This window comes from Herbiconiux sp. VKM Ac-2851 (assembly GCF_013205105.1).
GTDB lineage: Bacteria > Actinomycetota > Actinomycetes > Actinomycetales > Microbacteriaceae > Herbiconiux > Herbiconiux flava.
The window spans coordinates 650,275-676,894 of sequence record NZ_JABMLJ010000001.1; the positions used below are offsets into that span (position 1 = coordinate 650,275).

The window sequence follows — 26,620 nt, forward strand, 5'->3', positions numbered from 1 at the left end:
CCGCGACGACCGCGGAGGCCCTCCCGATCGACGTCATGTCGGTCTTCGGCTACCGCGGCATCGGCACCCTCGCCGAGAAGATGGGCATCGAGTTCCTCGAGCTGAGCGCCGAGCGCTCGGTGGCGCGGATGCCCGTCGAGGGCAACACGCAACCGCTCGGTCTCGTGCACGGCGGGGCTTACGTCGTCTTGGCCGAGAGCCTCGGATCGACCGCCGCGAACCTGCACGCGGGCCCCACCAAGGTGGCCATGGGCATCGAGATCAACGCCAGCCACTCGGCCTCGGCCACGAGCGGCTGGGTGATCGGCACCTGCACGGCCATCCACCTCGGCAAGAGCCTCGCGACGCATCAGATCGAGATCGACGACGAGAAGGGCCGCCGGCTCTCGACGGTTCGCATCACGAACATCATCAAGGACCGGCGGCCCCAGCAGGTCTTCGAGCCGAAGTAGCCCCGACAGCGCGAGCAGCCGGAGAGACCGAGCCGGAGAAGACCGCGACTACTTCTTCGGCGACAACTGCTCGATGATGGCCTGCGCCACGTCGTGCATGGTCAGCCGGCGGTCCATCGACGCCTTCTGGATCCAGCGGAAGGCCTCGGGCTCGGTGAGCCCCATCTTCTCGTTCAGCAGGCCCTTGGCCCGGTCGACGAGCTTGCGGGTCTCGAAGCGCTCGACGAGGTCGGCGACCTCGGATTCGAGCGTGATGATCTGGGCGTAGCGCGAGAGGGCGATCTCGATCGCGGGCAGCAGGTCGTTGGGCGTGAACGGCTTCACGACGTAGGCCAGCGCGCCGGCCTCGGTGGCCCGCTCCACGAGCTCCTTCTGGCTGAAGGCGGTGAGCAGCACGACGGGCGCGATGTGGTCCTTCGACAGGCGCTCGGCCGCGGAGATGCCGTCGAGCTGGGGCATCTTGACATCCATGATCACGAGGTCGGGGCGGAGCTCGGTGGCCAGGGCCACAGCGGTCTCGCCGTCTCCGGCCTCGCCGACGACGTCGAACCCGTTGTCACGCAGGATCTCGACGATGTCGAGGCGGATCAGGGATTCGTCTTCGGCCACCACTACACGGCGGGGCACTGCTGTCGTCGGTTCTTGGTCAGTCACGTTTCAACCCTACGGTATTCTTGAGCTCGCTCGTAGCAGGCCGGTGTGGCGGAATGGCAGACGCTGCGCACTCAAAATGCGCTGTCCGAAAGGGCGTGTGGGTTCGAGTCCCACCACCGGTACCGCCTGAAGGAGGCGGCACGCACGGGCCTCGCCCGCGCGAATCGTCCTCAGCCCGCGGGGATGGGCGTCGGCGTCGCGGTCGGCGTCGGCGTGGCCTTCGCCGCCACCGCGTCGGCCTCCGAGAAGATCGCCACCGGCACGTACTGGTGCACGACCTGCGTCATGTAGGTGTTCGCCAGCGGCGCGGTCTCGTACGACACCTGGAACGCGAAGTCGAGCATCATCCCGAGGGTGTCGTCCGAGACGACACCGATCTGCTGCGACTCCAGCTGGAAGCCGCCCTTCGGCGAGGTGATCAGCAGGCCGAGCCCCTGCTCGGAGCGCAGCGCCTCGGGGTCGAGGGTGATCTTCAGTGGGTCGTTGTTGAGGTTGTACGCGGTCTCGACGGCGCCCGAGACGGTGGTCGTCTTCGCGGTCACCGTGATGTTCGACATGTAGACGCGGCGCTTCTGGTCGAAGGGCGCCTCGGCGGGCACCTTGTTGTCGTAGACGCCGATCACGAACGAGAAGCGCTTGTCGGCCATCGGCGTCCAGTCGTGGGTCTTCTGCTCGGTCCAGACGTCGAGCTTCAGCTGCAGCTGGTCGGCGATGTCGACCGTGGGGTGCACCGAGCCCATGTCGGTGAAGACCGAGGCGAACTGCAGCGAGCCGTCGGTGGTGTTGGCCCCGAGGTCGGCGGTCGTCGAGTCGGCGGTCGTGCCGGCGCCCGCTCCGGCTCCGGCGGAGCCCGCGGCTCCGGCCGCACCGGGGGCGGTGGGCTGGATGCCGAAGAACGGCATGATCGTCGAGCAGCCCGAGAGGGCGACGACGGTCGCGAGCGCGGCGGCGACGCCGGCCGAGCGGAGGACGAGGGTCTGACGGGGCATGAGATGTTCTTTCGGTCGCGAGGTCGCACGGTCGACGGATGCCCGGCCCCCGTCGCGGAGAACGGGAGTGCAGGATGCGGGGGCTGCCACGGGTGCAAGGGTGCAGCCCCCGCACGAGTGCTGCAGGGCATCCGAAATCTATCGCCCCGGAAGCGCCCGGAGACAGCGATCGGCCAGGAACCGATCGAAGACTGATCGAATCCTGGCCGAATCCTGAGGTAGGCCCTCAGGTGCCGCGACGAGTGCTAGTTGTCGAACTTCTCGGGCACCAGCGGGTTGTGCGCCGAGCCGATGACGTGCACGCGCATGTCGTTGGTGGTGCCCGCCACTCCGGGAGGGGAACCGGAGATGACGATGACCTTGTCGCCGATCTGGGCGCGGCCGAGGCCGAGTAGCACGTCGTCGACCTGGCCCATCAGCTCGTCGGTGTGCGTCACGCGGTCGACGAGGTAGGACTGCACGCCCCAGCTCAGCGCCATGCGGTTGCGGATGCCCGGCTCCGGCGTGAAGCCGAGGATGGGGATGCTCGAGCGGAGCCGCGTCATGCGCCGCACGGAGTCGCCCGACTCGGTGAACACGCAGAGGAACTTGGCGCCCACGAAGTCGCCGACCTCGGCGGCGGCGAGGGTGACCGCACCGCCCTGGGTGCGGGGCTTCGTGCCGAGCGCGGGGATGCGCTCGAGGCCGTGGTCTTCCGTCGACTCGATGATGCGCGCCATGGTCTGCACGGTGATGACGGGGAACTCGCCGACGCTGGTCTCGCCCGAGAGCATGACCGCGTCGGTGCCGTCGAGCACCGCGTTGGCGCAGTCGGACGCCTCGGCGCGCGTGGGGCGCGGGGAGGAGATCATCGACTCGAGCACCTGGGTGGCGACGATGACGGGCTTCGCCATGCGGCGGGAGAGCTCGACGGCGCGCTTCTGCACGATCGGCACGGCCTCCAGCGGGAGCTCGACGCCGAGGTCGCCACGGGCGACCATGATGCCGTCGAAGGCGTCGATGATCTCCTCGAGGTTGTCGACGGCCTGGGGCTTCTCGATCTTGGCGATGACGGGGACCCGGCGGCCCTCCTCGTCCATGATGCGGTGCACCTCGACCACGTCGGCGGCGTCGCGCACGAAGGACAGCGCGATGTAGTCGGCGCCGAGCTTGAGGCCCCAGCGCAGGTCGGCGATGTCCTTCTCGGACATGGCGGGGACGTTGACCGCGACGCCGGGCAGGTTGATGCCCTTGTTGTTCGACACGGCGCCCGGCACCTCGACGACCGTGGTGACCACGGTGCCGTCGGTCTCGAGCACGCGCAGCGTGACCTTGCCGTCGTCGATCAGGAGGGGGTCGCCCGGCTTGACGTCGTCGGGCAGGCCCTTGAACGTCGTGGAGGAGATCTCCTTGTTGCCGATGATGTCCTCGATGGTGATCTTGAAGATGTCGCCCTCGGCGAGGTCGTACGGGCCGTTCTCGAACTTGCCCAGACGGATCTTCGGACCCTGCAGGTCGACCAGCACCGCGACCGCACGGCCGGAGTCGTCGGCCGCCTGGCGCACGTTCTTGTACACGGACTCGTGCACGTCGTAGCTGCCGTGGCTCAGGTTCATGCGGGCCATGTCGACGCCCGCGTCGATGATGGCCCTGATGGTTTCGTAGGTCGACGTCGCCGGCCCGAGTGTTGCGACGATCTTCGCGCGTCTCATCTGTGTCAACTGCTCCGTGTTCTGCGCCCGGGGGCGCAAGTGGTGGTGGTGGAGGTGGAGGTCGTGGGGACCCGGGAGGAAGTCCCGGTGGAGGCTATCAGACCGCGATGGCGCGGTCGGTCGGCTTGACGGGGAAGGGCAGCTCGGTGTCGCCCTCGAGGTAGCGGTCGACGGCGGAGGCCGCGGCGCGGCCCTCGGCGATCGCCCAGACGATCAGCGACTGGCCGCGGCCGGCGTCGCCGGCGACGAACACGCCGGGGTGGGTGCTCTGGTAGTCGCCGGCCCGCTCGATGTTGCCGCGGCCGTCGAAGCGCGTGCCGAGCTGGCCGTCGAGGTGCTCGTCCTCGGCGCCGGTGAAGCCGAGCGCAAGCAGCACGAGGTCGGCGGGGATCTCGTGCTCGGTGCCCGCCTTGGGAACGCGGCGGCCGTCGACGTACTCGGTCTCGGCGACCCGGATGGCGCGCACCTCGCCCGAGTCGTTGGCGAGGAACTCGATCGTGGAGGCCAGGAACTTGCGCTCCCCGCCCTCCTCGTGGGCGCTCGCGACCTCGAACAGCTGCGGCGACATGGGCCAGGGCTGGTCCTCGGGTCGCTCGGCCGGCGGCTGCTTGCCGATGGCCAGGTTGGTCACCGACAGGGCGCCCTGGCGGTGCGCGGTGCCGATGCAGTCGGCCCCGGTGTCACCGCCACCGAGCACGACGACGTGCTTGCCCTCGGCGTCGATCTGGCCGGGGATGTCGTCTCCGGCGCCCACCTTGTTCTGCTGGACGAGGTACTCCATGGCGAAGTGCACGCCGTCGAGGTCGCGGCCCGGGATGGGGAGGTCGCGCGGCACGGTCGCGCCGGTGCAGACGATCACGGCGTCGTAGCGCGCGCGGAGGTCGCTCCAGCTGATGTCCTTGCCGATCTCGATGCCGGCGCGGAAGCGGGTGCCCTCGGCCATCATCTGGGTCAGCCGCGCCTCGAGGTGCTTCTTCTCCATCTTGAAGTCGGGGATGCCGTACCGCAGCAGCCCGCCGATGCGGTCGTCCCGCTCGTAGACGGCGACCGTGTGGCCGGCGCGGGTGAGCTGCTGGGCCGCGGCGAGGCCGGCGGGGCCGGAGCCCACGACGGCGACCGTCTTGCCGGTCAGGCGCTCGGGCGGGTGCGGCTGCACCCAGCCGTTCGCGAAGGCCTGGTCGATGATCGAGACCTCGACCTGCTTGATGGTCACCGGGGGCTGGTTGATGCCGAGCACGCACGCCGACTCGCACGGGGCCGGGCAGAGCCGGCCCGTGAACTCGGGGAAGTTGTTCGTGGCGTGCAGGCGCTCGATGGCCGCGCGGCCCTCGTCGCGCCAGGTGAGGTCGTTCCACTCCGGGATCAGGTTGCCGAGCGGGCAGCCGTGGTGGCAGAACGGGATGCCGCAGTCCATGCAGCGTCCGGCCTGACGGCGCGTGGTCGCGGCGTCGCCCTGCTCGTAGACCTCTTTCCAGTCCATCAGCCGCACCGAGACCGGGCGGCGCTTGGGGAGCTCGCGCTCCTGCGTCTTCAGGAAGCCCTTGGGATCAGCCACCTGTCACCTCCAAAATACGGCCCCAGACGACGTCTCCGTCGGGGTCAAGACCTTCTTCGACCGCCGTCTGCCGGGTGGCGAGGACGGCGGCGTAGTCACGGGGAAGCACCTTCACGAACTTCGCGACGGTGCCGTCGAAGTCGGCGAGCAGGCGGGCCGCGAGGGGCGAGCCGGTCTCCGATTCGTGGCGCTCGAGCAGGTCGCGGACGATCTCGACGTCGGCTCCGCCGAGCGGCAGCAGCTGCAGCTCCCCGGAGGCCAGCGAGTCGGCGTTCACCCGGTCGGGGTTGAGCTCGTAGATGTAGGCGGTGCCGCCCGACATGCCGGCGCCGAGGTTGCGCCCGGTCGAGCCGAGGATGAGCGCGAGCCCGCCCGTCATGTACTCCAGCGCGTGGTCGCCCACGCCCTCCACGACGGCGGTCGCACCCGAGTTGCGCACCAGGAACCGCTCCCCCACGATGCCGCGGAGGAACATGCTGCCCTGGGTGGCGCCGTAGCCGATGACGTTGCCGGCGATCACGTTGCGCTCGGCGGGGAACACCGACCTGCGGTCGGGGCGCAGGATGATCTGACCGCCCGAGAGGCCCTTGCCGACGTAGTCGTTCGAGTCGCCCTCGAGGCGCAGGGTGATACCCGAGGGCAGGAACGCACCGAGCGACTGACCGGCGGAGCCCAGCAGCGTGATCTGGATCGTGCCGTCGGGCAGACCCTGCTCACCGTGCCGCTTGGTGACCTCGTGGCCGAGCATCGTGCCGACCGCGCGCTCCGTGTTGCGGATGGGCAGCGTGATCGCCACGGGCTCGCCGTGATCGAGGGCCGCGGCCGCCTCGTGGATGAGCCGGTTGTCGAAGTGCTTCTCGAGCTCGTGCTCCTGCTTGCGGTGGTTGCTGCGGGGCTCGTCGGGGGCGAAGGCCGGGCCGACCAGCACGGGGCTGAGGTCGAGGCCGTCGGTCTTCCAGTGCTCGATCGCCCCGTTGACGTCGAGCAGCTCGTGGTGACCCACAGCCTCCTCGAGCGAGCGGAAGCCGAGCTCGGCGAGGTACTCGCGCACCTCCTGGGCGAGGAACTCGAAGAAGTTCACCACGAACTCGGGCTTGCCCGAGAAGCGCGCCCGCAGCTCGGGGTTCTGCGTCGCGACGCCCACCGGGCAGGTGTCGAGGTGGCAGACCCGCATCAGGATGCAGCCCTCGACCACCAGAGGAGCGGTGGCGAAGCCGAATTCCTCGGCTCCGAGCAGGGCGCCGACGATCACGTCGCGGCCGGTCTTCATCTGGCCGTCGACCTGCACCACGACCCGGTCGCGCATGCCGTTCAGCATCAGCGTCTGCTGGGTCTCGGCGAGGCCGATCTCCCACGGGGTGCCGGCGTGCTTCAGCGAGTTCAGCGGGCTGGCGCCCGTTCCGCCGTCGTGGCCCGAGACGAGCACCACGTCGGCCAGGGCCTTGGTGACGCCGGCCGCGACCGCGCCGATGCCGTTCTGCGAGACCAGCTTGACGTGCACGCGGGCCTCGGGGTTGGCGCGCTTGACATCGAAGATGAGCTGCTTGAGGTCTTCGATCGAGTAGATGTCGTGGTGCGGCGGCGGCGAGATGAGGCCGACACCCGCCGTGGCGTGCCGGGTGCGCGCGACCCAGGGGTAGACCTTGGTCGGGGGCAGCTGGCCGCCCTCGCCGGGCTTCGCACCCTGCGCCATCTTGATCTGGATGTCGGTGGCGTGCGTGAGATACATGCTCGTCACGCCGAACCGGCCGGAGGCCACCTGCTTGATGGCGCTGCGTCGCTCGGGGTCGAGCAGCCGGTCGACGTCCTCGCCGCCCTCACCGGTGTTCGACTTGCCGCCGAGCCGGTTCATGGCGATCGCCAGGGTCTCGTGCGCCTCCTGGGAGATGGAGCCGTAGCTCATCGCGCCCGTCGAGAAGCGCTTGACGATCGATGCGACCGACTCGACCTCGTCGATCGGGACCGAGGGCCGTGCATCCGTTCTCAGCTTGAACAGGCCGCGCAGGGTCATCAGGTTCTCGGCCTGGTCGTCGACGAGCTTGGTGTACTCGCGGAAGATGTCGTACCGGCGGGCGCGGGTGGCGTGCTGCAGACGGAACACCGTGTCGGGGTTGAACAGGTGCGGCGGGCCCTCGCGGCGCCACTGGTACTCGCCGCCGACCGCGAGGGGCTCGTGGGCGACGATCGCCACGTCCTCCGGGTAGGCCTGGCGGTGCCGCGCGGCGCTCTCGGCCGCGATGACGTCGATGCCGACGCCGCCGAGCTTGGAGGAGGTGCCGGTGAAGTACTCCTTGACGAACTCGGGGGCGAGTCCGACCGCCTCGAAGGTCTGGGCGCCGGCGTAGGAGGACACGGTGGAGATGCCCATCTTCGACATGATCTTGAGCACGCCCTTGCCGAGCGCCTTGATCACGTTCTTGACGGCCTTCTCGGGGGTGATGCCCGAGAGGCTGCCGGAGCGCACCAGGTTCTCGCAGGTCTCCATGGCGAGGTACGGGTTGACCGCCGAGGCGCCGTAGCCGATCAAGAGGGCCACGTGGTGCACTTCGCGCACGTCGCCGGCCTCGACGATCAGGCCGACCTTCATGCGGGTCTGCTTGCGGATGAGGTGGTGGTGAACGCCCGCGAGCATGAGCAGCGACGGCACCGGAGCGAAGTCCTTGTTCGAGTCGCGGTCGCTCAGCACGATGAACTGCGCGCCGTTCTCGATCGCCTCGTCGGCCTCGGCGCACATCGCCGCGATGCGGTTCTGCATGGCCTTGGGGCCCTCGTCCACCCGGAACAGCCCGCGCAGGGTCGTCGTGAGACGGCTGCCCGAGGAGGGGTCGATGTGCTGGATCTTCGCGAGCTCGTCGTTGTCGATCACCGGGAAGTCGAGCACGACCTGGCGGGTGTGCTCGGGCGTCGCGTCGAGCAGGTTGCGCTCCGGGCCGAGACCGAGGCGGAGGCTCGTCACGACCTCCTCGCGGATGGAGTCGAGCGGCGGGTTCGTGACCTGCGCGAACTGCTGGGTGAAGTAGTCGAAGAGCAGGCGCGGGCGGTCGCTCAGCACCGCGATGGGGGTGTCGGAGCCCATCGCACCGAGGGGCTCCGCAGCGTTCTTCGCCATCGGGGCGAGCAGGATGCGCACCTCCTCCTGCGTGTAGCCGAAGATGCGCTGGCGGCGCGTGACCGAGGCCGGGGTGTGCACGATGTGCTCGCGCTCGGGCAGGTCGCGCAGGTTGATGCGGCCCTCGTCGAGCCACTCGCCGTAGGGCTCGGCGGAGGCGAGGCCCGACTTGATCTCGTCGTCCTCGATGATGCGGCCGGCAGCCGTGTCGACGAGGAACATCTTGCCGGGGCGCAGCCGCCCCTTGCGCACCACGCGGGAGGGGTCGACGTCGGGGAAGACGCCGATCTCGCTGGCGAGCACGACGAGGCCGTCGTCGGTGATGAGGTAGCGGCCGGGGCGCAGCCCGTTGCGGTCGAGCGTGGCGCCCGCGAGCGTGCCGTCGGTGAAGATGAGGGCGGCGGGGCCGTCCCACGGCTCCATCAGCATGGAGTGGTACTCGTAGAAGGCGCGGCGGGCGTCTTCGAAGTCGGCCTGGTTCTCCCACGCCTCGGGCACCATCATCATGATCGCGTGCGGCAGCGAGCGGCCGGCGAGGGTGAGCAGCTCCACGACCTCGTCGAACGAGCCGGAGTCGGACAGCCCGGGCGTGACGATCGGGTACAGGGGCGACAGGTCGCCGAGCAGCTCGGACTCGAGCTGGGACTGCCGCGCGCGCATCCAGTTGCGGTTGCCCTGCACCGTGTTGATCTCGCCGTTGTGCGCCATCATGCGCAGCGGCTGCGCGAGCGGCCACGACGGGAAGGTGTTGGTGGAGTAGCGCGAGTGCACGAGCGCGAGCTTCGAGGCGAAGCGCTCGTCGGAGAGGTCGGGGTAGAACGGCTCGAGCTGGAGCGTCGTCACCATGCCCTTGTAGGTGATGGTGCGGCAGGAGAGCGACATGAAGTAGACCTCGTGCTGCAGCTCGATGCGCTTGCGCAGCCGGTAGGCCTGGCGGTCGAGCGCGATGCCCGAGAGGGTCGCGCCCGACTCGGTGGTGCGGGTCGACTGCAGGTAGAGCTGCCAGATCGAGGGCATGGCCTCGCGGGCGAGACGGCCGAGCTCGTCGGGCCGCACCGGCACCTCGCGCCAGCCGAGCACCGCCAGGTCTTCCTCGGCGGCGAGCTCGCGGATGCGGTCCATGATCTCCTGGCGCTCGCGGGCGTGCAGGGGCAGGAACGCGTTGCCGACGGCGTAACGGCCCACCGGGGGCAGCTCGACGGGGGCCACGGCGCGCAGGAACGCGTCGGGGATCTGGGTCAGGATGCCCGCGCCGTCGCCGGTGCCGGCGTCGGAGCCGACGGCACCGCGGTGCTCAAGGTTGCGCAGGGCGTCGAGCGCCGTGTCGATGATGTCATGGCCCGCGGTGCCACGGAGCGTGGCGACCATGGCGAGACCGCACGCGTCCTTCTCGTCGGCAGGGTCGTACAGACCCTGGGCCATCGGGAGCGCGCTGAACGGCACCGCCTGGGAGCGGGACTGGTGTGCGGGCTGATCGGCCATAGAGAACCGTCCTCTACGTCATTCTTAGGGAACTGGGACGCCTATGGCCCATGGATATCAGGGATTCCTCGTAGCGTTCAAGCCGACGAGGTGTCGCCTCCCGCGCCTGGTGCTGTGGTGGTTGCGCGGGACGGCTTCGCTCCGATTTCACTTGTGGCGCTCGGGTCGACTGCCTCGTTCTCGGAGAGCCCGGGGGCTTCCTCGCCCTTCAGCCCGTGTCCCGATCACGTGTCGGCTCGATTCTAACCCAGGCTGGGGCGAAGACCGCTCATCGGCTCAGCAGCCCGGCTCAGCGGCGGGTGCCCTCGGCCAGCTGGGCGGCGAGCCGGGCGACGGCGGGCACTCCCCCGTCGGCCAGCGCCTTGACCAGGGCCGAGCCGACGATGGCGCCGTCGGCGTAGCCCAGGATCTCGGCGATCTGCTCGGGCGTCGAGACGCCGATGCCGACGGCGAGGCTCTCGGCGCCCTGCTCGCGCAGTCGCGCCACGAGGGCACGGGCGGCGGTGCCGAGGTCGGCGCGGGCGCCCGTGATGCCCATGGTCGAGACCGTGTAGACGAAGCCGCGGCTCGAGTCGACGGCGAGGCGCAGGCGCTCGTCGGTGGAGGTGGGCGCGGCGAGGAACACCCGGTCGAGGCCGGTGCGGTCGCTCGTGGCGAGCCAGTCGGCACCCGAGTCGACCGTGAGGTCGGGGGTGATCAGACCGGCGCCGCCCGCCGAGACGAGGTCGTCGGCGAAGCGGTCGACGCCGTACTGCAGCACGGGGTTCCAGTAGGTCATGACGAGCACGGGGGCGTCGACACGGGAGCGGATGCGCTCCACCGCCGTGAAGGCGTCGCGGAGCCGCACGCCCGCCTCGAGCGCGGCGACCGTCGCGGCCTGGATGACCGGGCCGTCCATCACCGGGTCGGAGTAGGGCAGCCCGAGCTCGAGCACGTCGACGCCGTTCTCGACCAGGGCGACCGCCGCGTCGACGCTCGCGTCGAGGCTGGGGAAGCCGACCGGCAGATAGCCGACGAGGGCGCCCGCCCGCTCGGTCTTGGCGGCCGCGATCGTCGAGGCGACCGGGCTCACGATGGTGTCGCTCATACCCGGGCGTTCCCGTTCTCGTCGAGCACGTCGAAGTACCGGCCTGCGGTCTCGACGTCCTTGTCGCCGCGTCCGGAGAGCGAGACGAGGATGGTCGCGTCGGGGCCGAGCTCACGGCCGAGCTCGATCGTGCCGGCCAGGGCGTGCGCCGACTCGATGGCGGGGATGATGCCCTCGGTGACGCACAGGATGCGGAAGGCCTCCATGGCGGCCTTGTCGGTGACCGGGCGGTAGTTCGCGCGCCCGATCGAGGACAGCCAGGCGTGCTCGGGGCCGACGCCCGGGTAGTCGAGCCCGGCCGAGATGGAGTGCGAGTCGAGCGTCTGGCCGTCCTCGTCCTGCAGCATGAAGCTGCGCGAGCCGTGCAGCACACCGGGGCGGCCCTTGGTGATCGTCGCCGCGTGGCGCAGGGTGTCGACGCCGTCGCCCGCGGCCTCGTAGCCGTAGAGACCGACCGAGGTGTCGTCGAGGAAGGCGTGGAAGATGCCGATGGCGTTGGAGCCGCCGCCGACGCAGGCGGTGACCGCGTCGGGCAGCGCTCCGGTGAGATCGAGCACCTGCTGACGCGCCTCTTCGCCGATGACCTTGACGAAGTCGCGCACCATGGCCGGGAAGGGGTGCGGTCCGGCTACCGTGCCGAGCAGGTAGTGCGTCGACTCGACGTTGGCGACCCAGTCGCGGAAGGCCTCGTTCAGGGCGTCCTTCAGCGTGCGGGTGCCGCTCGTGACCGGGATGACCTCGGCGCCGAGCAGGCGCATGCGCGCGACGTTCAGCGCCTGGCGCTCGGTGTCGACCTCGCCCATGTAGACGACGCACTCCATGCCGAACAGGGCGGCGGCGGTCGCCGTGGCGACGCCGTGCTGGCCGGCGCCGGTCTCGGCGATCAGGCGGTGCTTGCCGATGCGCTTGGCGAGCAGGGCCTGGCCGAGCACGTTGTTGATCTTGTGCGAGCCCGTGTGGTTGAGGTCTTCGCGCTTCAGGATGATGCGCGCCCCGCCGGCGTGCTTCGCGAAGCGCGGCACCTCGGTGAGGATCGACGGCCGGCCGGTGTACGTGCGGCCGAGCTCGGCGAGCTCGCGGTGGAACTCGGGGTCGAGCTTGGCGAGCTGGTAGGCCTCGTCGAGCTCGTCGAGGGCCGCGATCAGCGACTCGGGCATGAAGCGCCCGCCGAACTCCCCGAAGAAGGGGCCGGTCTCGGCGCGGAGGGAGGTGCGTGTGTCGGTCATACGGAGAGGAACTCCTTCAGTGTCGCCACGGGATCGGGCCCCGTGACGAGGGCTTCGCCGACCAGCACCGCGTCGGCACCGGCCGAACGGTAGTGGGCGACGTCGGCGGCTTCGAGCACGGCGGATTCGGCCACCGTGATCGTGCCGGCCGGGATGCGGTCGACGAGCCGGCCGAACAGGTCGGCGTCGAGCTCGAAGGTGCTGAGGTTGCGCGCGTTCACGCCCACCAGACGGGCACCGAGGTCGACGGCGCGCGAGACCTCGACGGCGTCGTGGGTCTCGACCAGCGGCGTCATGCCGAGCTCGGTGACGAAGTCGTGCAGCCGCTGCAGCGTGGGCTGGTCGAGCGCCGCCACGATGAGCAGCACGAGGTCGGCGCCGGCGGCGCGCGCCTCGAGCACCTGGTACTCGGTGGCGATGAAGTCCTTGCGGAGCACCGGCACGTCGACGCGGGCGCGCACGGCCTCGAGGTCGGCGAGCGAGCCCTTGAACTTGCGGCCCTCGGTGAGCACGCTGATGGCGCTCGCCCCGCCCTCGGCGTAGGAGGCCGCGAGCAGCGCCGGGTCGGGGATCGACGCCAGGGCGCCGCGCGAGGGGCTCGCGCGCTTGACCTCGGCGATGATCTTCACTCGCTCGGCGGGTGCCAGGAACGCCAGGGCGTCCAGCGCCGCCGGGCGGGCCGTGGCCGCGGCCTCGACGTCGGCGAGGCTGCGCGTCGTGCGGCGCTCCTCGGCGTCCTCGAGCGCTCCGGCTACGAGATCGGCGAGCACCGGGTCAGTGCTCCTTCTGGAGCGTCTTGGCTCCGCGCACGCCGTAGCCCAGGCGCGACAGGATGAAGCCGGCCAGGAAGCCGATGAGCGTGACGCCGGCGGCGGCCCAGACGAGCCACTGCACGTCGAAGAAGAAGGCGACCGTGCCGATGGCGATGCCGACGAGCGCGATGATCACGCCGGTCCAGGCGGCGAGCGAGTGGCCTTCGCCCATTTCGTCTTCTTCGTGGCTCATCGATCCTCTTCCTGTCTCAATCGATCGGGTCGTGTCGAGTCTACCCGGTCGGTCCGGGGCCGCCGGGTCGGGCGGGGCCGTCCGCCGTGCCCAGCGGGCGAGCGGATGCGCGGCTAGCGGGTCGGGTCGGTGCCGCGGCTGAGGTCGTCCCAGCTGTCGACGGCGGCGTCGCGGGCGTTCTCGGCCGGGCGGCGGACGGGTCGTGCATCCGTCGCCCCGGCCGTCGCCGTGGTCGCGGGCGCGTCGAGCGGCTCGTCGTCGAACAGCTCGGCCGGGTTCGCGCTCCGCCGGCCGTCGGCCGCCTCGAAGGCGACCGCCTGGTACCTGCGGCTCGAGGCGGGCCAGCGCCGCACGGTGACGATCACGGCGAGCCCGGCGAGCACCATCAGGACGCCCAGCACCACCGTGAGCGCCGGCCACGGGCTGCTCGCCCCGACCGTCACCAGCTCGCGGATCGACGAGGTGCCGGCGACCCCCGTGCTCGTGGTGACGACGGACGCCCCGGCCGCGACCGGGTCGGTGAGCGCGAGCACGCCCGACCAGATGACGCTCACACCGAGCAGCACCTCGAGGGCGCCGAGCACGATCCGCACGATCGGCCCCGCGATGGCGAGCGCGCCGGCGAGGGCGATGCCGGCGAGACCGAGCGCCGAGAGGGCGGGCGCGGCGACCGAGCCGGGCACCTCGAGGGTGCCGTCGGTGACGGTGCCGCCGACGAGTTCGAGCGTGCCCCAGGACTGCGACCAGGCGAGGAAGGTCAGCGCGCTGAGGGCGAGCACCAGGAGGATGGTGCCCGACTTCAGACGGCGGCCCGTGCCGGCCGGGGCCGGTGTCTCCGAGGGCGCAGCCGGGGCCGAGGCGTCGCTCATCAGCGCACCCGCGTCATGGCGTTCGCGATCGCCACGGCCCGCAGCGGCGCCGCCGCCTTGTTCTGCGACTCCTGGAACTCGCTCGCCGGGTCGGAGTCGGCCACGAGGCCGCCGCCCGCCTGCACGCGCGCCACGCCGTCGACGATGGTCGCCGTGCGGATCGCGATCGCGAGGTCGGCGTCGCCGCCGAAGCCGAAGTACCCCACGACACCGCCGTAGAGGCCGCGCTGGGCGGGCTCCAGCTCGTCGATGATCTCGAGCGCGCGCGGCTTCGGCGCCCCCGAGAGCGTTCCGGCCGGGAACGTCGCCCGGAACACGTCGATCGCGTCGACGCCGTCGCGCAGCTGCCCCTCGACCGAGGAGACGATGTGCATGATATGGCTGAACCGCTCGACCCGCATGAACTCGGTCACCTCGACGCTCGCGGCCTCGCAGACCTTGAGCAGGTCGTTCCGGGCGAGGTCGACGAGCATCAGGTGCTCCGCACGCTCCTTGTCGTCGCCGAGCAGCTCCTGCTCGAGCTCCAGGTCGTGGTGCGGGGTGGTGCCGCGGGGCTTCGAGCCCGCGATCGGGTGCGTGTGCGCCCGCCCCTTCTCGACCTTGACGAGAGCCTCGGGGCTCGAGCCGACGATCTGGTACGGCTCACCGCCTGAGTCGACGAGCGTCAGCAGGTACATGTACGGGCTCGGGTTCAGCGTGCGCAGCACCCGGTACACGTCGAGCGGATGCGCGGGGCAGTCCAGCTCGAACCGCTGCGAGATGACGACCTGGAAGATGTCGCCCTCGCGGATGTGCTCCTTCGCCACCTCGATCGCGGCCAGGAAGTCGGCGCGCTCGGTGCGGTGCCGGGGCTCCCCCACGACGCCGAAGTCGGCCTCCGCGAGCCACGCCTCGGACGGGCCGCCGAGGCCGCGCTGCAGCTCGTCGAGCCGCGCCTGGGCGTCGACCCAGAGCTCGTCGACGGGCGTGTCGCCGTCGGTCAACACGTTCACGAGCAGCTGCACGGTGCCCTGGAGGTGATCGACGACCACCATCTCCGAGACGAACGACAGGCCCTGGCTCGGCATGCGGTACTCCCGCGGCGGTCGGTTCGGCAGGCGCTCCAGCTGGCGCACGGTCTCCCAGCCGATGAAGCCGACGAGTCCGCCGGTGAGGGGCGGATGCTCGGGCACGGCCGCCGTCTTCCAGTGCTCGTAGAGCGCCGAGACGGCCTCGAGGGGCCCGGAGGGCAGGCCGGCCGGGAAGACGCGGTCGGCCGGGAGGCCGAGGTCGAGCCAGACGGCACGGTCATCCGCCTCGGTGAGCAGGCCGAAGCTGGAGACGCCGATGAACGAGAAGCGCGACCAGATGCCGCCCTGCTCGGCCGATTCGAGGAGGAAGGTGCCCGGGCGGCCGTCGGCGAGCTTGCGGTAGATGCCGACGGGGGTCTCGCCGTCGGCGAAGAGCTCGCGGATGACCGGCAGCACCCGGTGCGAGCCACTCAGCTCGTCGAACTCGGCCCGGGTGGTGGTGGCTGTGGTCGTCATGATCGTTCGAGCACCTCGGGGTTCAGGGGGTCGACGTCGAAGCAGCGGCGGGCGCCGGTGTGGCAGGCCGCGCCGATCTGGTCGACCTGCACGAGCAGGGTGTCGTCGTCGCAGTCGAGCGCCGCGGTCTTGACGTACTGCACGTGGCCGGAGGTGTCGCCCTTCCGCCAGTACTCCTGCCGGGAGCGCGACCAGAAGGTGACCCGGCCCTCGGTGAGGGTGCGGCGGAGCGCCTCGGCGTCCATGTAGCCGAGCATCAGCACCTCGAGGGTGTCGTGCTGCTGGATGATCGCCGGCAGCAGGCCCTTGTCGTCGAAGTGCACCCGGCTGAGGATCTCGTCGGTCTCGGTGACGGTGCTCATCGCACGTCCACCCCTTCTCGTCGCAGTTCGTCCTTCACGTCGCCCACCGTCATCTCGCGGAGGTGGAACACGCTGGCGGCGAGCACCGCGTCGGCGCCGGCCGCGATGGCCTGGCCGAAGTGCTCGACCTTCCCGGCCCCGCCCGAGGCGATGACGGGAACGGTGCTGAGCTCGCGCATGAGGCCCACGAGCTCGAGGTCGAAGCCGTCCTTCGTGCCGTCGGCGTCGATGGAGTTGACCAGCAGCTCGCCCGCACCGCGCTCGATGGCCTCGCGGGCCCACTCGAGGGCGTCGAGCTCGGTCTCGCGCCGGCCGCCGTGCGTGGTGACGACGAACCCGGAGGGCGTGCGGCCGGGTACCGCCGTGCGCTTGACGTCGAGCGAGAGCACGAGCACCTGGGCGCCGAAGCGGTCGGCGATCTCATTCAGCAGCGGCGGGCGGGCGATGGCGGCGCTGTTGACGCCCACCTTGTCGGCTCCGGAGGCGAGCAGCTTGGCCACGTCGTCGGCGGAGCGCACTCCCCCGCCGACCGTGAGCGGGATGAAGACCTGCTCGGCCGTCTTCTGCACCATCTCGTAGACCGTCGCCCGGTCGTCGACGGTGGCCGTGACGTCGAGGAAGGTCAGCTCGTCGGCGCCCTGCGCGGCGTACAGGGCGGCGAGCTCGACGGGGTCGCCCGCGTCGCGCAGGTTCTCGAAGTTGACGCCCTTCACGACGCGGCCCGCGGCCACGTCCAGGCAGGGGATGACGCGAACGGCGAGCGACATCAGATGCGCGCCGCGTGGATCGGACTGACCAGGATGGCGCGCGCGCCGACGGCGTACAGGTCGTCCATCACCTGGTTGGTGTCCCGGCGGGGCACCATGCTGCGGACGGCCACCCACTCGGGGTCGTGCAGCGGGGAGATCGTCGGCGACTCGATGCCGGGGGTGAGCGCGCAGGCGTCGTCGAGCTGGGTGACCGGCACGTCGTAGTCCATCAGCACGTACTGGCGTGCCACGAGCACGCCCTGCAGGCGGCGCAGCAGCGTCTCGGCACCGCGGTGGGTGGTGCCCGAGCTGATCAGCACGGCGCTCGATTCGAGGATGACCGGGCCGAAGATCTCCAGGCCCGCCTTGCGCAGGGTGGAGCCGGTGCTGACGACGTCGGCCACCGCATCCGCCACACCGAGGCGCACGGCCGACTCGACCGCCCCGTCGAGGCGGATCAGCTGGGCGGTGATGCCGTGGGTCGCGAGGAACGCACCGACGAGGCCCGGGTAGCTGGTGGCGACGCGGGCACCGTTCAGGTCGGCCAGCTCGATCGACGTGCCCTCGGGGCGGGCGAAGCGGAAGGTCGACTCGCCGAAGTCGAGCGAGGCCGTCTCGGTGGCCGGCGACTCGGAGTCGAGCAGGAGGTCACGGCCGGTGATGCCGACGTCGAGTGCGCCCGAGCCGACGTAGGTCGCGATGTCGCGGGGGCGGAGGTAGAAGAACTCGACATCGTTGCGCGGGTCGGCGATGACGAGCTCGCGGGAGTCGCGCCGGCCGTTGTAGCCCGCCTCGGCGAGCATCTGGGCGGCGGTTTCGGAGAGGGAGCCCTTGTTGGGCACCGCGATCTTGAGCATGGGGTGAGGGTGCTTTCGGTGGGAGGTGTGATTCGGGTGCGACGTGCTCAGATCACAGATGTCGGTAGACGTCGGCCGGGGACAGGCCCTTGGCCAGCATCAGCACCTGCAGGTGGTAGAGCAGCTGCGAGATCTCCTCGGCCGTGTTCTCGTCGGACTCGTACTCCGCCGCCATCCACACCTCGGCGGCCTCCTCGACGATCTTCTTGCCGATCTGGTGCACGCCGGCGTCGAGCTCGCGCACGGTGCCGGAGCCCTCAGGGCGCTCGGTGGCCTTGGCGGAGAGCTCGAGGAACAGCTCGTCGAAAGTCTTCACGGATCAAGGCTACCGGTGTCCGTGGCGGTGACCGGCCGCGAGCTCGCGCAGGTGGTCGACCTGGGCGCCGGCGTTCTCGGCACCGAACACGCTGGAGCCCGCGACGAAGACGGTGGCCCCGGCCTCGGCCGCGATGCCGATGGTGTCGTCGTTGATGCCGCCGTCGACCTGCAACCAGACGTCGAGACCGGAGTCGCGCACCGCCTGCGACAGCGTGCGGAGCTTCGGCATGGTCTCGGGCATGAAGGACTGGCCGCCGAAACCGGGCTCGACCGTCATGACGAGCACCATGTCGAACTCGGGCAGCAGCTCGAGGAACGGTTCGGCGTCGGTTCCGGGCTTCAGCGCGAGACCGGCGCGGGCGCCGCGCTCGCGGAGGCTCCGGGCGACGGCGACCGGGTCGGAGTCGCGGCCGACGGCCTCGGCGTGGAAGGTGACCGAGTAGGCGCCGAGCTCGGCGTACTGCGGGGCCCAGCGCTCGGGGGCGTCGATCATCAGGTGCACGTCGAGCGGAATGGGCGAGACCTGCTGCAGGCGCTCGACGACCGGCAGGCCGAGGGTGAGGTTCGGCACGAAGTGGTTGTCCATCACGTCGACGTGCGCGAGGTCGGCGTTCCGGATGCGCCCGAGCTCGCTCTCGAGGTTGGCGAAGTCGGAGGCGAGGATGCTGGGGTTGATGCGAAGGGCCACGTCCCGACTTTACCCGGGTGCCCGTTCGGACGGCGTCGGCCGCTCGGCGGCCAGCTGCCCGTAGACCGCGAGATCGTGCCGTCGATCGCCGACAGGCAGCGCCTCCCGCAGCACGCCCTCGAGCCGGAAGCCGAGCCGTTCGGCGACCGCCCGGCTGCGCGTGTTGCCGGCCGCGGCGCGGATCTCGATCCGGGCTAGGCCGCGCGCGAAGCCCGCGTCGCGCAGGGCAGCGGCCGCTCGCGTGACGATCCCCCGGCCCTCGTGGGCTCCGTCGATCCAGTAGCCGAGCTCCCCGATCGCGGTGCCGGGGTCGAGCTTCAGCGAGACGCTTCCGATCGGATGCCCGTCCCGCACGATCAGCGCGGGCACGGTCTTGCCCTGCTCGTACAGCGCCAGCACGAAGTCGGTGAAGGTGCGGGTGGCCGTGAGGCTCTGCGCCGGCTGGGCCCAGGGCTCCCACTCCCGCAGGCGGTCGAGATTCCGCATCGTGAGCTCGTGCGCTTCGGGCGCCCCGGCACGCGTTCGCAGCTCGAGGTGCAGCCCGTCGCCCAGATCGAGCGGGAGGATGTCGGCGTAAGGATGGTGCGGCACAGCGGGGTCTCCGGGTCGGGGCTTGGGGGTGTCGCGCTCAGCGCTTCTCGAACAGGGCTATGAACATCGCGTCGGTGGTGTTGCGGTGGGGCCAGAGCTGCACCGCGAGGTCGGCGCCACCGAGCTCGACGGCGCCGTCGGTGAGCTGCCGCAGCACGTCCTGGGCGTCGAGCTGCCGCAGGGCATCCGGCCAGCGGCGCAGGGCGCCCTGCACCTGTCCGCGCGTCTCGGCGACGTGCGGTGAGCAGGTGACGTAGGCGAGCAGCCCGCCGGGCTTCAGCGCTGCCACCGCGGCGTCGATCAGCTGCTGCTGCAGCGCGACGAGCTCGGCCACGTCGGCCGGGGTCTTGCGCCAGCGCGCCTCGGGCCGGCGCCGGAGCGCTCCGAGGCCGGTGCAGGGCGCGTCGACGAGGATGCGGTCGAAGCCCTCGTCGTTCTCGCGGCCGAGCCGGGTGCCGTCGCGCTCCCAGACGACCGGCGGCTCGGGCAGGGCGGCGACGGCGCGGCGCACCAGGCCGGCGCGGGCGGCGATCGGCTCGTTCGCGGTCACGGTCGCACCGGCGATCCCGGCCTCGGCGGCGAGCACGGCCGTCTTGCCGCCGGGGCCGGCGCACAGGTCGAGCCAGCGCTCCCCCGCCGTGATCGGGCGGGCGCGGGTGAGGGCGAGGGCTGCGAGCTGCGAACCCTCGTCCTGCACGCGCACGGTGCCGGCGCGCACGGCCGGGATCGACGCCGGGTCGCCGGTCGGCGCCACCAGCCCGATGGGCGACAGCGGGGCCGGCTCGAACGCGGCGGGCACCCGGCGCTCCCCGTCTCCGACCGCGGTGCCCGAGGCGGAGGGAGCCGGGTCGAATCCCGTGCCGTCGTCGTCGGCGGGGTCGCTCGCGCCGGCCAGAACCGCTTCCAGGGCATCCGGATGCTCGCCCGGCGCGTCACCGGACCCGTCACCGGGCGCCGCCGCGGTCGCATCGCGTTGGAGTGCCTCGCGGTCGGCCAGACCCGGGAGGGCGACGAGGCTGAGCCGGGCCGGGGTGTTGTCGGCCTCGAGCAGCGCGTCGAGCTCGGCGGACACCTCGGCCTCGGGCACGCCGTCGGCGACGAGCGCGCGGCGGAAGGCACGGACGATCCAGGCCGGGTGCGAGGAGGTCAGCGCGAGCCGGTCGTCGTCCGACTCGGCCGAGTCGGTGACGCGCCCGAGCCACTCCTCGGCGGGGGTGCGGGTGATGGCGCGCAGCACGCCGTTGACGAAGCCGGTCGCCGAGCGGGAGGCGACCGCGCGGGCCAGCTCCACCGACTCGTTCACGGCGGCGTGCTGGGCGACGCGCATCGACAGCAGCTGATGGGCGCCGAGCTCCAGCACGTCGCGCACGGCGCCGTCGATCTCGTCGATCGGACGACCGGACGCCAGCTCGATCACGCGGTCGTAGTAGCCGCGACGGCGGAGCGTGCCGTAGGTGAGCTCCGTCGCGAGACCGGCATCGGCGGGCGAGAGACGGGCGTCGGCGATCCGCATGGGGAGGAGGAGGTTCGCGTAGGCGTCGTCGGCACGCACGGCCGCGATCACGTCGAGCGCCACCCGCCGCGCGGGCTGCACCGCGCCGGGCTTCGACGGCGCCGGCGTCGCGGGCTTCCGCCGCTCGGGGCCGCGCTGCGGCCCGCCCCCGCCCCCGCCCGTGCGCCGGCCGTCGTGGCCGCGCCGTCCCGATCCGCCCGAGCCGCCGGACCCGCCCTGTCCGGATCCGCCCTGCCCGGAGCCGCCGCGACCCGTACCGCCGGAGCCGCCGCCACGGCTCGATCCGCCGCCGCCCTGTCGTCGCTCGTCGCTCATCGTGCCACCAGTCCTTCCGCGCCCGCACCGCGCCACCAGTCGGCGGCCGCCATGGGCTTCTTGCCCGCCGGCTGCACCGTCAGGAGTTCCAGGGGCGCCGACGCGGTGCCCACGTGCAGGGTGCGTCCGGAGCCGTCTAGGGCGCCGGGGTCCAGGCGCGGGCGGTCGCGCGCCGGCGACGCCTCCAGCACCTTCACGCGCATCCCGTCGAGGTCGAACCAGGCGCCGGGCTCGGGCGTCACGCCGCGCAGCCGGGCATAGACCGTTTCGAGGTCGCGGGTGAAGTCGAGCCGAGCATCCTCGAGGCCGAGTTTGGGGGCCAGGGTGACCTCGCCCGCCTGCGGGGCGGCGGTGAGGCTGCCGTCGGCGATGCCGTCGACGGTGTCGGCGAGCTGCGCGGCGCCCGAGTCGGCAAGGCGGGCCAGCAGGCCGCCCGCGGTCTCGTGCGCGGCGATCGGGGTCGAGCGCATCGTGAAGACCGGGCCGGCGTCGAGCCCGGGCACCAGCTGGAAGACCGTGGCCCCCGAGACGGTGTCGCCCGCGATGATGCTCCACTGCACGGGCGCCGCTCCGCGCCAGCGCGGCAGCAGCGAGAAGTGCAGGTTGATCCAGCCCCGGGTGGGCGTGCCGAGCAGCGGCTCGCGCACGAGACCGCCGTAGGCGACGATGACGCCGAGCTCGGCGCCGACCGCGGCGATGCACGCCGTCGCCTCGTCGTCGAGCCGGTTCGCCTTGATGACCTCGATGCCGAGCTCCTCGGCGGCCGCGGCGACCGGGGACGGCGTGAGCACCCGCTTCCGCCCGAGGGGTGCGTCCATCCGGGTGACGACGGCGGCCACCTCGTGCCGCGCGGCCAACACCTTCAGGGCGGGAACGGCCACGGCGGGGGTGCCCGCGAAGACGAGTCTCATTCCATGATCTCCGAATCGTCGAGTCGAACCCGCAGGGTGGGCGGCGGCCGGAAGCCCGGGCCGCTGCCCGTCTTCGAGCGCCGGGTGGTGGCGTTCTTCACCACGAGCGCCCGCAGGTGCCGGGCGACCGAGGCGCCGACCGCGTAGTCGAAGCGCACGATGGCGCGCACCATGCCGTCACCCGTGGGCACCGGGCCCAGGGTATCCATCTTCGCCCATTCGGCCTCGGTGACGAGCCGCTCGAGCTCGGCGAGGGCGTTCGCCACCGTGTCGGCAGCCCCCGTCACGGTCGCCAGCCGCACGGCCGGCGGGAAGCGGAGGGCGCGCCGGTCGGCCAGCTCGGCCGAGGCGACCATCTCCTGCTGCCACGTCACGAGCGCCTTGGCCAGGTCGCCACCCACCCCCACGAGCACGTTCGGGGCGCGCGGGGCCGACAGCGCGATCGCGTTCGACCACCACCGCAGGCAGTCCTCGGCCACGCGCAGGGACTCCCGGGCGAGCATCCGCGGGCCGTCGAGCAGCAGCACGGCGCGGTAGCCGCCCTCGGCCACCGGTTCGGCGCCGCGGGTGGCGACCACGAGGGCCGGCTTGTCGTCGACCGTCAGCACCGTGCGCTCGCCGTCGCTGACGATCACCCGGGTGCCCGGGAACGCCCGGCCGAGCTCGTCGGCCGTGCGGCCCGCGCCGATCGACGCGAAGCGGAAGGTGGTGCCGTGGCAGTGCGAGCACGACCAGTTCGCCGCGATCGCCCCGCAGAGGGTGCACGATGGCCGCTCCCCCGCCCGGTGCACGTGCAGCGGTCCGCCGCAGACGGTGCAGGCGGCCGGATGTCCGCAGCTCTGACAGGCGAGCACGGGTGCGTAGCCCGGGCGAGCGACCTGCACGAGCACCGGCCCCTGCTCGAGGGCGCGGCGGGCGGCCTGCCACGCGGCGGTGGGGATGCGGGCGGCGTTCTGCGGAGCATCCGCGTCGTCCTGCTCGGCGGTCGGCAGCACGCGGGGCAGGTAGCGCGGGGTCGGGAACACCGGGTGCAGGAAGCCGAGCTCGACGAGCCGCTCGATGTCGGTGCTGCGGGAGTGCGAGACGAAGGCGAGGCGGCAGCCCGACTGCTCCTGGCGCACGAGGGCGGCGTCGCGGAGGTGCACGTAGGGCGTGAGCGGCTCGGACTGGAGCGAGTCGCCCTCGTCCCAGACGATGATCTGGCCGAGGCGCGACACCGGCGCGTAGATGCTGGAGCGGTTGCCGACCACGATGTGCGGGTCACCGTCGAGCGCCGTCAGGAAGTTCGCGTAGCGCTCGTTGCGCGCCTGCCGTGCGTCGAGTCGCACGATCGCGTCGCCCGCATCGAGGCTCTCGAGGGCCTGCTCGACGGCGAGCTGGTCGCGGTAGTCGGGCACGGCGACGATCACCGACTCGCCGCCGCGGTGCACGGCGGTGGCGAGCTCGGCGATGGTCAGCGCCCAGTGCCCCACGGTGTGCTGCCCGACCGTGTGCTGCCCGACGCTCTGCTGCCCTGCCGCATCCTGCCCCTGCGCATCCTGCTGGTCTCCGGATGCGCGCACCGCCGTCACGGTGGCGATCGCGTCGATGGCGCTGCGCGCTCCGGCCTCGGCGAGATGCACCCCATCGGAGGCCGAGTACCCCGTCAGGGCGAGCGCCGTCGGCGCCACCGCGTCTGCTCGGGGGGTCGCCTCCGCCGCCGCCTGCCGGGCCAGGAACGCCTTCTCCACCCGCACGAAGCGCGGCGGGATCGCGAGGCGCACGATGTCGCAGGCGCTGCCGGCCGCGCGGTCGGCGAGTCGCCGCGCGAGCGCCCAGACCTCCGGGGTCAGCACCGGCAGCGGCGACACGACCTCGTCGAGCTCGCTCAGGGCGCGCTCTCCGGGCACGTGGGGCGCGAGTTCGACGATGTAGCCCCGCGCCGTGCGGCCGGCGGAGCGCAGAGGCACCTTGACCCGGACGCCCGGACGGGCATCCGGAACCAGCGCCATCGGCACGAGGTAGTCGAACAGCCGGTCGAGCTGCGGCAGCGGCGACTCGAGCATCACCCGCGCGACGACGCCCGACGTCTCGACCTCACCCTCGGGCGCCGAGACGGGGAGCACGGCGGCACCAGCCTCCGCACCGGCACCCGCGGGCGCCGTCGCCGGGGCGCCGGGCCGAGCGGCACCCACCACCCTCAGAGCCCCGCGGCGGACCGGATCTCGTCGACCCGGTCGAGGCGCTCCCAGGTGAAGTCGGGGAGCTCGCGGCCGAAGTGCCCGTAGGCGGCCGTCTGGGCGTAGATGGGGCGCAGCAGGTCGAGGTCGCGGATGATCGCGGCCGGCCGCAGGTCGAACACCTCCCGCAGCGCATCCGTGATGACCTCGTCGCTCACCACACCGGTGCCGAAGGTCTCGACGTAGAAGCCGACGGGCGCCGACTTGCCGATCGCATAGGCGATCTGCACCTCGAGCCGCGACGCGAGCCCCGCGGCCACGGCGTTCTTCGCGACCCAGCGCATGGCGTAGGCGGCCGAGCGGTCGACCTTCGACGGGTCTTTTCCGCTGAAGGCGCCGCCGCCGTGGCGCGCGGCCCCGCCGTAGGTGTCGACGATGATCTTGCGGCCGGTGAGCCCGGCGTCGCCCTGCGGCCCGCCGATCTCGAAGCGGCCGGTGGGGTTGATCAGGATGCGCGCCTCACGCGAGGACAGCGACACCCCGTCGGCCTCGGCCTGCAGCAGCACGGGTCGGATGACCGTCTCCTCGACCTCGCGGCGCAGCTCGTCGAGCCCGACCGACGGCGCGTGCTGGGTGGACAGCACGACCGTGTCGACGGTCTTCGGCACGACCCCGTCGTAGCCGACCGTGACCTGCGTCTTGCCGTCGGGGCGGAGGTAGTCGAGCACGCCCTCCTTGCGCACGGCCGCGAGCCGGGCCGAGAGCCGGTGCGCCAGCCAGATCGGCAGCGGCATGAGCTGCGGCGTCTCGGTGGTGGCGTAGCCGAACATGATGCCCTGGTCGCCCGCGCCCTGCCGGTCGGCCTCGTCGGTGGAGGAGCCCTCGCGGGTCTCGAAGGCGTTGTCGACGCCCTGCGCGATGTCGGGTGACTGCCCGCCGATCGAGACCGATACACCGCACGAGCGCCCGTCGAACCAGACGTCGCTCGAGGTGTAGCCGATCGAGGAGATCTTCTCGCGCACGAGTGCCGGGATCTCGACGTAGCCGCTCGTCGTGACCTCGCCCGCGACGTGCACGAGCCCGGTGGTGACGAGCGTCTCGACGGCGACCCGCGAGTGCGGGTCCTCCGTCAGCAGCGCGTCGAGGATGGTGTCGGAGACCTGGTCGCAGATCTTGTCGGGGTGGCCCTCGGTGACGGATTCGGACGTGAAGAGGCGAAGGGAGGTCATGGTGCTCCTGATAGGGCGGCGGCGAACACTCCGAGGATGTCATCAGCCACCGACGTCTTGCTGCCGGATGCCTCGACGACTATATCCCCGGCGGCATCCAGCACCAGGACCGTGTTGCTCTCCGTGGCGAAGCCCGTGCTCCAGCCGACGCCGTTCACGACGAGGAAGTCACAGCCCTTGCGCGCGATCTTCGCGCGGCCGAGCTCGAGCAGCTCCTCGCGCGTGTCGGCGGTCTCGGCGGCGAAGCCGACCACGAGGCGCCCGTCGCGGGGCCCGGCCGAGATCGTCGCGAGGATGTCGGGGTTCTGCACCAACTCGAGCGTGAGCCGCTCGCCGGTGGCGGTCTTCTTGATCTTGGAGTCGCTGACCGAGACGGGCCGGTAGTCGCTCACGGCGGCCGCCATCACGGTGAGGTCGTTCTCGGGCGCCGCCACGGTCGTGGCATCGAGCAGCTCGGCGGCGGTCTCGACGCGCACGACGTCGACGCCCTCGGGCAGCCCCACCTCGACGTGCGCGGCGATCAGCGTCACGTGCGCGCCGCGGTCGCGGGCGGCGGCGGCGATCGCCACGCCCTGCTTGCCGCTCGAGCGATTGCCGACGTAGCGCACCGGGTCGAGCGGCTCGCGGGTGCCTCCCGCGGTCACGAGAACCCTCCGGCCCTCCAGGTCCCGGATGCGCGCCGCGCCGTCACCAATGCCGGAACGATCGGGCACCGTCGTCGTGGCAGTCCCCGCTGCGATCTCGAGCGCCGCGGCCACGATCTCGTCGGGCTCCGCCATCCGCCCCACCCCGGAGTCGGCACCGGTGAGCTGCCCGCTGACGGGCCCCACGAGGTGCACCCCGCGCGAGCGCAGCGTGGCCACGTTCGCGACGGTGGCCGGGTTCTGCCACATCTCGGTGTGCATGGCGGGCGCGATGACGAGCGGCGCCCGGCTGGCGAGCACCGTGTTGCCGAGCAGGTCGTCGGCGAGCCCGGCGGCGAGCTTCGCGATGGTGTTCGCGGTCGCCGGGGCGATGACGATGAGCTCGGCGGCCTGGCCGATGGCCACGTGCCGCACCTGGGCGACGCCGTCGTACAGGTCGGTCGAGACCGTGTTGCGCGAGATCGCCTCGAGCGTCGGCCGCCCCACGAATTTCAGGGCATGCTCGGTGGCGACCACGTGCACGTCGTGCCCACGCAGAACGAGACCACGGATGACGTTCACGGCCTTGTAGGCCGCGATGCCACCCGTGATCCCGACGACGATGTTCAATTGCGCTCCGATGAGAGGAGGACGAACGGA

General features: G+C 71.7%; 23 protein-coding genes and 1 tRNA gene. 2 read left to right on the top strand and 22 right to left on the bottom strand.

Going from position 1 to position 26,620, the window contains the following annotated elements; translation table 11 throughout:
* Nucleotides 1-35: 35 nt before the first annotated feature.
* The gene (locus HQQ85_RS03005; RefSeq protein ID WP_173181694.1) at nt 36-452 is read left to right on the top strand and encodes a PaaI family thioesterase; all 417 of its coding nucleotides are present in this window, start codon (nt 36-38) and stop codon (nt 450-452) included.
* Nucleotides 453-500: 48 nt separating this feature from the next.
* Here the strand turns inward: HQQ85_RS03005 and HQQ85_RS03010 are convergent, their stop codons facing one another.
* The gene (locus tag HQQ85_RS03010) at nt 501-1,106 is read right to left on the bottom strand and encodes an ANTAR domain-containing response regulator (RefSeq protein WP_092552903.1); all 606 of its coding nucleotides are present in this window, start codon (nt 1,104-1,106) and stop codon (nt 501-503) included.
* A gap of 39 nt (nt 1,107-1,145) precedes the next feature.
* Between HQQ85_RS03010 and HQQ85_RS03015 the strand changes: the two genes are divergently transcribed.
* Nucleotides 1,146-1,228: transfer RNA gene (locus tag HQQ85_RS03015), tRNA-Leu, on the top strand.
* A gap of 48 nt (nt 1,229-1,276) precedes the next feature.
* Here HQQ85_RS03015 and HQQ85_RS03020 read toward each other — a convergent pair.
* The 21 genes from HQQ85_RS03020 to coaBC form a co-directional block, all read right to left on the bottom strand.
* A complete protein-coding gene (locus tag HQQ85_RS03020) occupies nt 1,277-2,095 on the bottom strand; it encodes a hypothetical protein (protein WP_173181015.1) in 819 nt (272 codons plus the stop codon).
* Nucleotides 2,096-2,340: 245 nt separating this feature from the next.
* Nucleotides 2,341-3,786 (bottom strand): pyruvate kinase, encoded by a 1,446-nt coding sequence (pyk, locus tag HQQ85_RS03025; protein ID WP_173181016.1) that lies wholly within the window; start codon nt 3,784-3,786, stop codon nt 2,341-2,343.
* A 97-nt stretch (nt 3,787-3,883) separates the two neighbouring features.
* A complete protein-coding gene (locus tag HQQ85_RS03030) occupies nt 3,884-5,341 on the bottom strand; it encodes a glutamate synthase subunit beta (RefSeq protein WP_173181017.1) in 1,458 nt (485 codons plus the stop codon).
* Entirely contained in the window at nt 5,334-9,932 is a 4,599-nt protein-coding gene (gene gltB, locus HQQ85_RS03035; protein ID WP_173181018.1) for a glutamate synthase large subunit, read from the bottom strand. The genes HQQ85_RS03030 and gltB overlap by 8 nt, the downstream gene beginning before the upstream one ends.
* A 289-nt stretch (nt 9,933-10,221) precedes the next feature.
* Nucleotides 10,222-11,019 carry a tryptophan synthase subunit alpha gene (trpA, locus tag HQQ85_RS03040; RefSeq protein ID WP_173181019.1) on the bottom strand — a complete coding sequence of 266 codons (798 nt, stop codon included), beginning with the start codon at nt 11,017-11,019 and terminating at the stop codon, nt 10,222-10,224.
* Complete coding sequence (trpB, locus tag HQQ85_RS03045) at nt 11,016-12,245, bottom strand: tryptophan synthase subunit beta (protein ID WP_173181020.1); 1,230 nt, start codon at nt 12,243-12,245, stop codon at nt 11,016-11,018. Before trpB ends, trpA begins: the two co-directional genes overlap by 4 nt.
* Nucleotides 12,242-13,015: an indole-3-glycerol phosphate synthase TrpC gene (gene trpC, locus HQQ85_RS03050; RefSeq protein WP_173181021.1), complete on the bottom strand. Its 774-nt coding sequence runs from the start codon at nt 13,013-13,015 to the stop codon at nt 12,242-12,244. The genes trpB and trpC overlap by 4 nt, the downstream gene beginning before the upstream one ends.
* A 4-nt stretch (nt 13,016-13,019) precedes the next feature.
* On the bottom strand, nt 13,020-13,250 hold the full coding sequence (locus HQQ85_RS03055) for a DUF6704 family protein (protein WP_173181022.1): 231 nt from the start codon (nt 13,248-13,250) through the stop codon (nt 13,020-13,022).
* Between the two features lie 113 nt (nt 13,251-13,363).
* Nucleotides 13,364-14,119 carry a Trp biosynthesis-associated membrane protein gene (locus HQQ85_RS03060; protein ID WP_173181023.1) on the bottom strand — a complete coding sequence of 252 codons (756 nt, stop codon included), beginning with the start codon at nt 14,117-14,119 and terminating at the stop codon, nt 13,364-13,366.
* Nucleotides 14,119-15,645, bottom strand: a complete 1,527-nt coding sequence (locus tag HQQ85_RS03065) for an anthranilate synthase component I (protein ID WP_173181024.1) — start codon at nt 15,643-15,645, stop codon at nt 14,119-14,121. Before HQQ85_RS03065 ends, HQQ85_RS03060 begins: the two co-directional genes overlap by 1 nt.
* Nucleotides 15,642-16,007: a phosphoribosyl-AMP cyclohydrolase gene (hisI, locus tag HQQ85_RS03070; protein ID WP_173181025.1), complete on the bottom strand. Its 366-nt coding sequence runs from the start codon at nt 16,005-16,007 to the stop codon at nt 15,642-15,644. The genes HQQ85_RS03065 and hisI overlap by 4 nt, the downstream gene beginning before the upstream one ends.
* The gene (gene hisF / locus HQQ85_RS03075) at nt 16,004-16,774 is read right to left on the bottom strand and encodes an imidazole glycerol phosphate synthase subunit HisF (protein ID WP_173181026.1); all 771 of its coding nucleotides are present in this window, start codon (nt 16,772-16,774) and stop codon (nt 16,004-16,006) included. The genes hisI and hisF overlap by 4 nt, the downstream gene beginning before the upstream one ends.
* The gene (hisG, locus tag HQQ85_RS03080; RefSeq protein ID WP_173181027.1) at nt 16,774-17,613 is read right to left on the bottom strand and encodes an ATP phosphoribosyltransferase; all 840 of its coding nucleotides are present in this window, start codon (nt 17,611-17,613) and stop codon (nt 16,774-16,776) included. Before hisG ends, hisF begins: the two co-directional genes overlap by 1 nt.
* Nucleotides 17,614-17,665: 52 nt before the next feature.
* Nucleotides 17,666-17,929: a phosphoribosyl-ATP diphosphatase gene (locus tag HQQ85_RS03085; RefSeq protein WP_173181028.1), complete on the bottom strand. Its 264-nt coding sequence runs from the start codon at nt 17,927-17,929 to the stop codon at nt 17,666-17,668.
* A gap of 9 nt (nt 17,930-17,938) precedes the next feature.
* Entirely contained in the window at nt 17,939-18,619 is a 681-nt protein-coding gene (rpe, locus tag HQQ85_RS03090) for a ribulose-phosphate 3-epimerase (protein ID WP_173181029.1), read from the bottom strand.
* Between the two features lie 9 nt (nt 18,620-18,628).
* A complete protein-coding gene (locus tag HQQ85_RS03095; RefSeq protein WP_173181030.1) occupies nt 18,629-19,210 on the bottom strand; it encodes a GNAT family N-acetyltransferase in 582 nt (193 codons plus the stop codon).
* A gap of 37 nt (nt 19,211-19,247) precedes the next feature.
* A complete protein-coding gene (locus HQQ85_RS03100; RefSeq protein WP_173181031.1) occupies nt 19,248-21,038 on the bottom strand; it encodes an RsmB/NOP family class I SAM-dependent RNA methyltransferase in 1,791 nt (596 codons plus the stop codon).
* Complete coding sequence (gene fmt, locus HQQ85_RS03105; RefSeq protein ID WP_173181032.1) at nt 21,035-21,949, bottom strand: methionyl-tRNA formyltransferase; 915 nt, start codon at nt 21,947-21,949, stop codon at nt 21,035-21,037. The genes HQQ85_RS03100 and fmt overlap by 4 nt, the downstream gene beginning before the upstream one ends.
* The gene (locus HQQ85_RS03110) at nt 21,946-24,126 is read right to left on the bottom strand and encodes a primosomal protein N' (RefSeq protein WP_371741740.1); all 2,181 of its coding nucleotides are present in this window, start codon (nt 24,124-24,126) and stop codon (nt 21,946-21,948) included. The genes fmt and HQQ85_RS03110 overlap by 4 nt, the downstream gene beginning before the upstream one ends.
* Nucleotides 24,127-24,128: 2 nt before the next feature.
* Complete coding sequence (metK, locus tag HQQ85_RS03115) at nt 24,129-25,337, bottom strand: methionine adenosyltransferase (RefSeq protein ID WP_173181033.1); 1,209 nt, start codon at nt 25,335-25,337, stop codon at nt 24,129-24,131.
* Entirely contained in the window at nt 25,334-26,590 is a 1,257-nt protein-coding gene (coaBC, locus tag HQQ85_RS03120; RefSeq protein ID WP_173181034.1) for a bifunctional phosphopantothenoylcysteine decarboxylase/phosphopantothenate--cysteine ligase CoaBC, read from the bottom strand. Before coaBC ends, metK begins: the two co-directional genes overlap by 4 nt.
* Between the last annotated feature and the right edge of the window lie 30 nt (nt 26,591-26,620).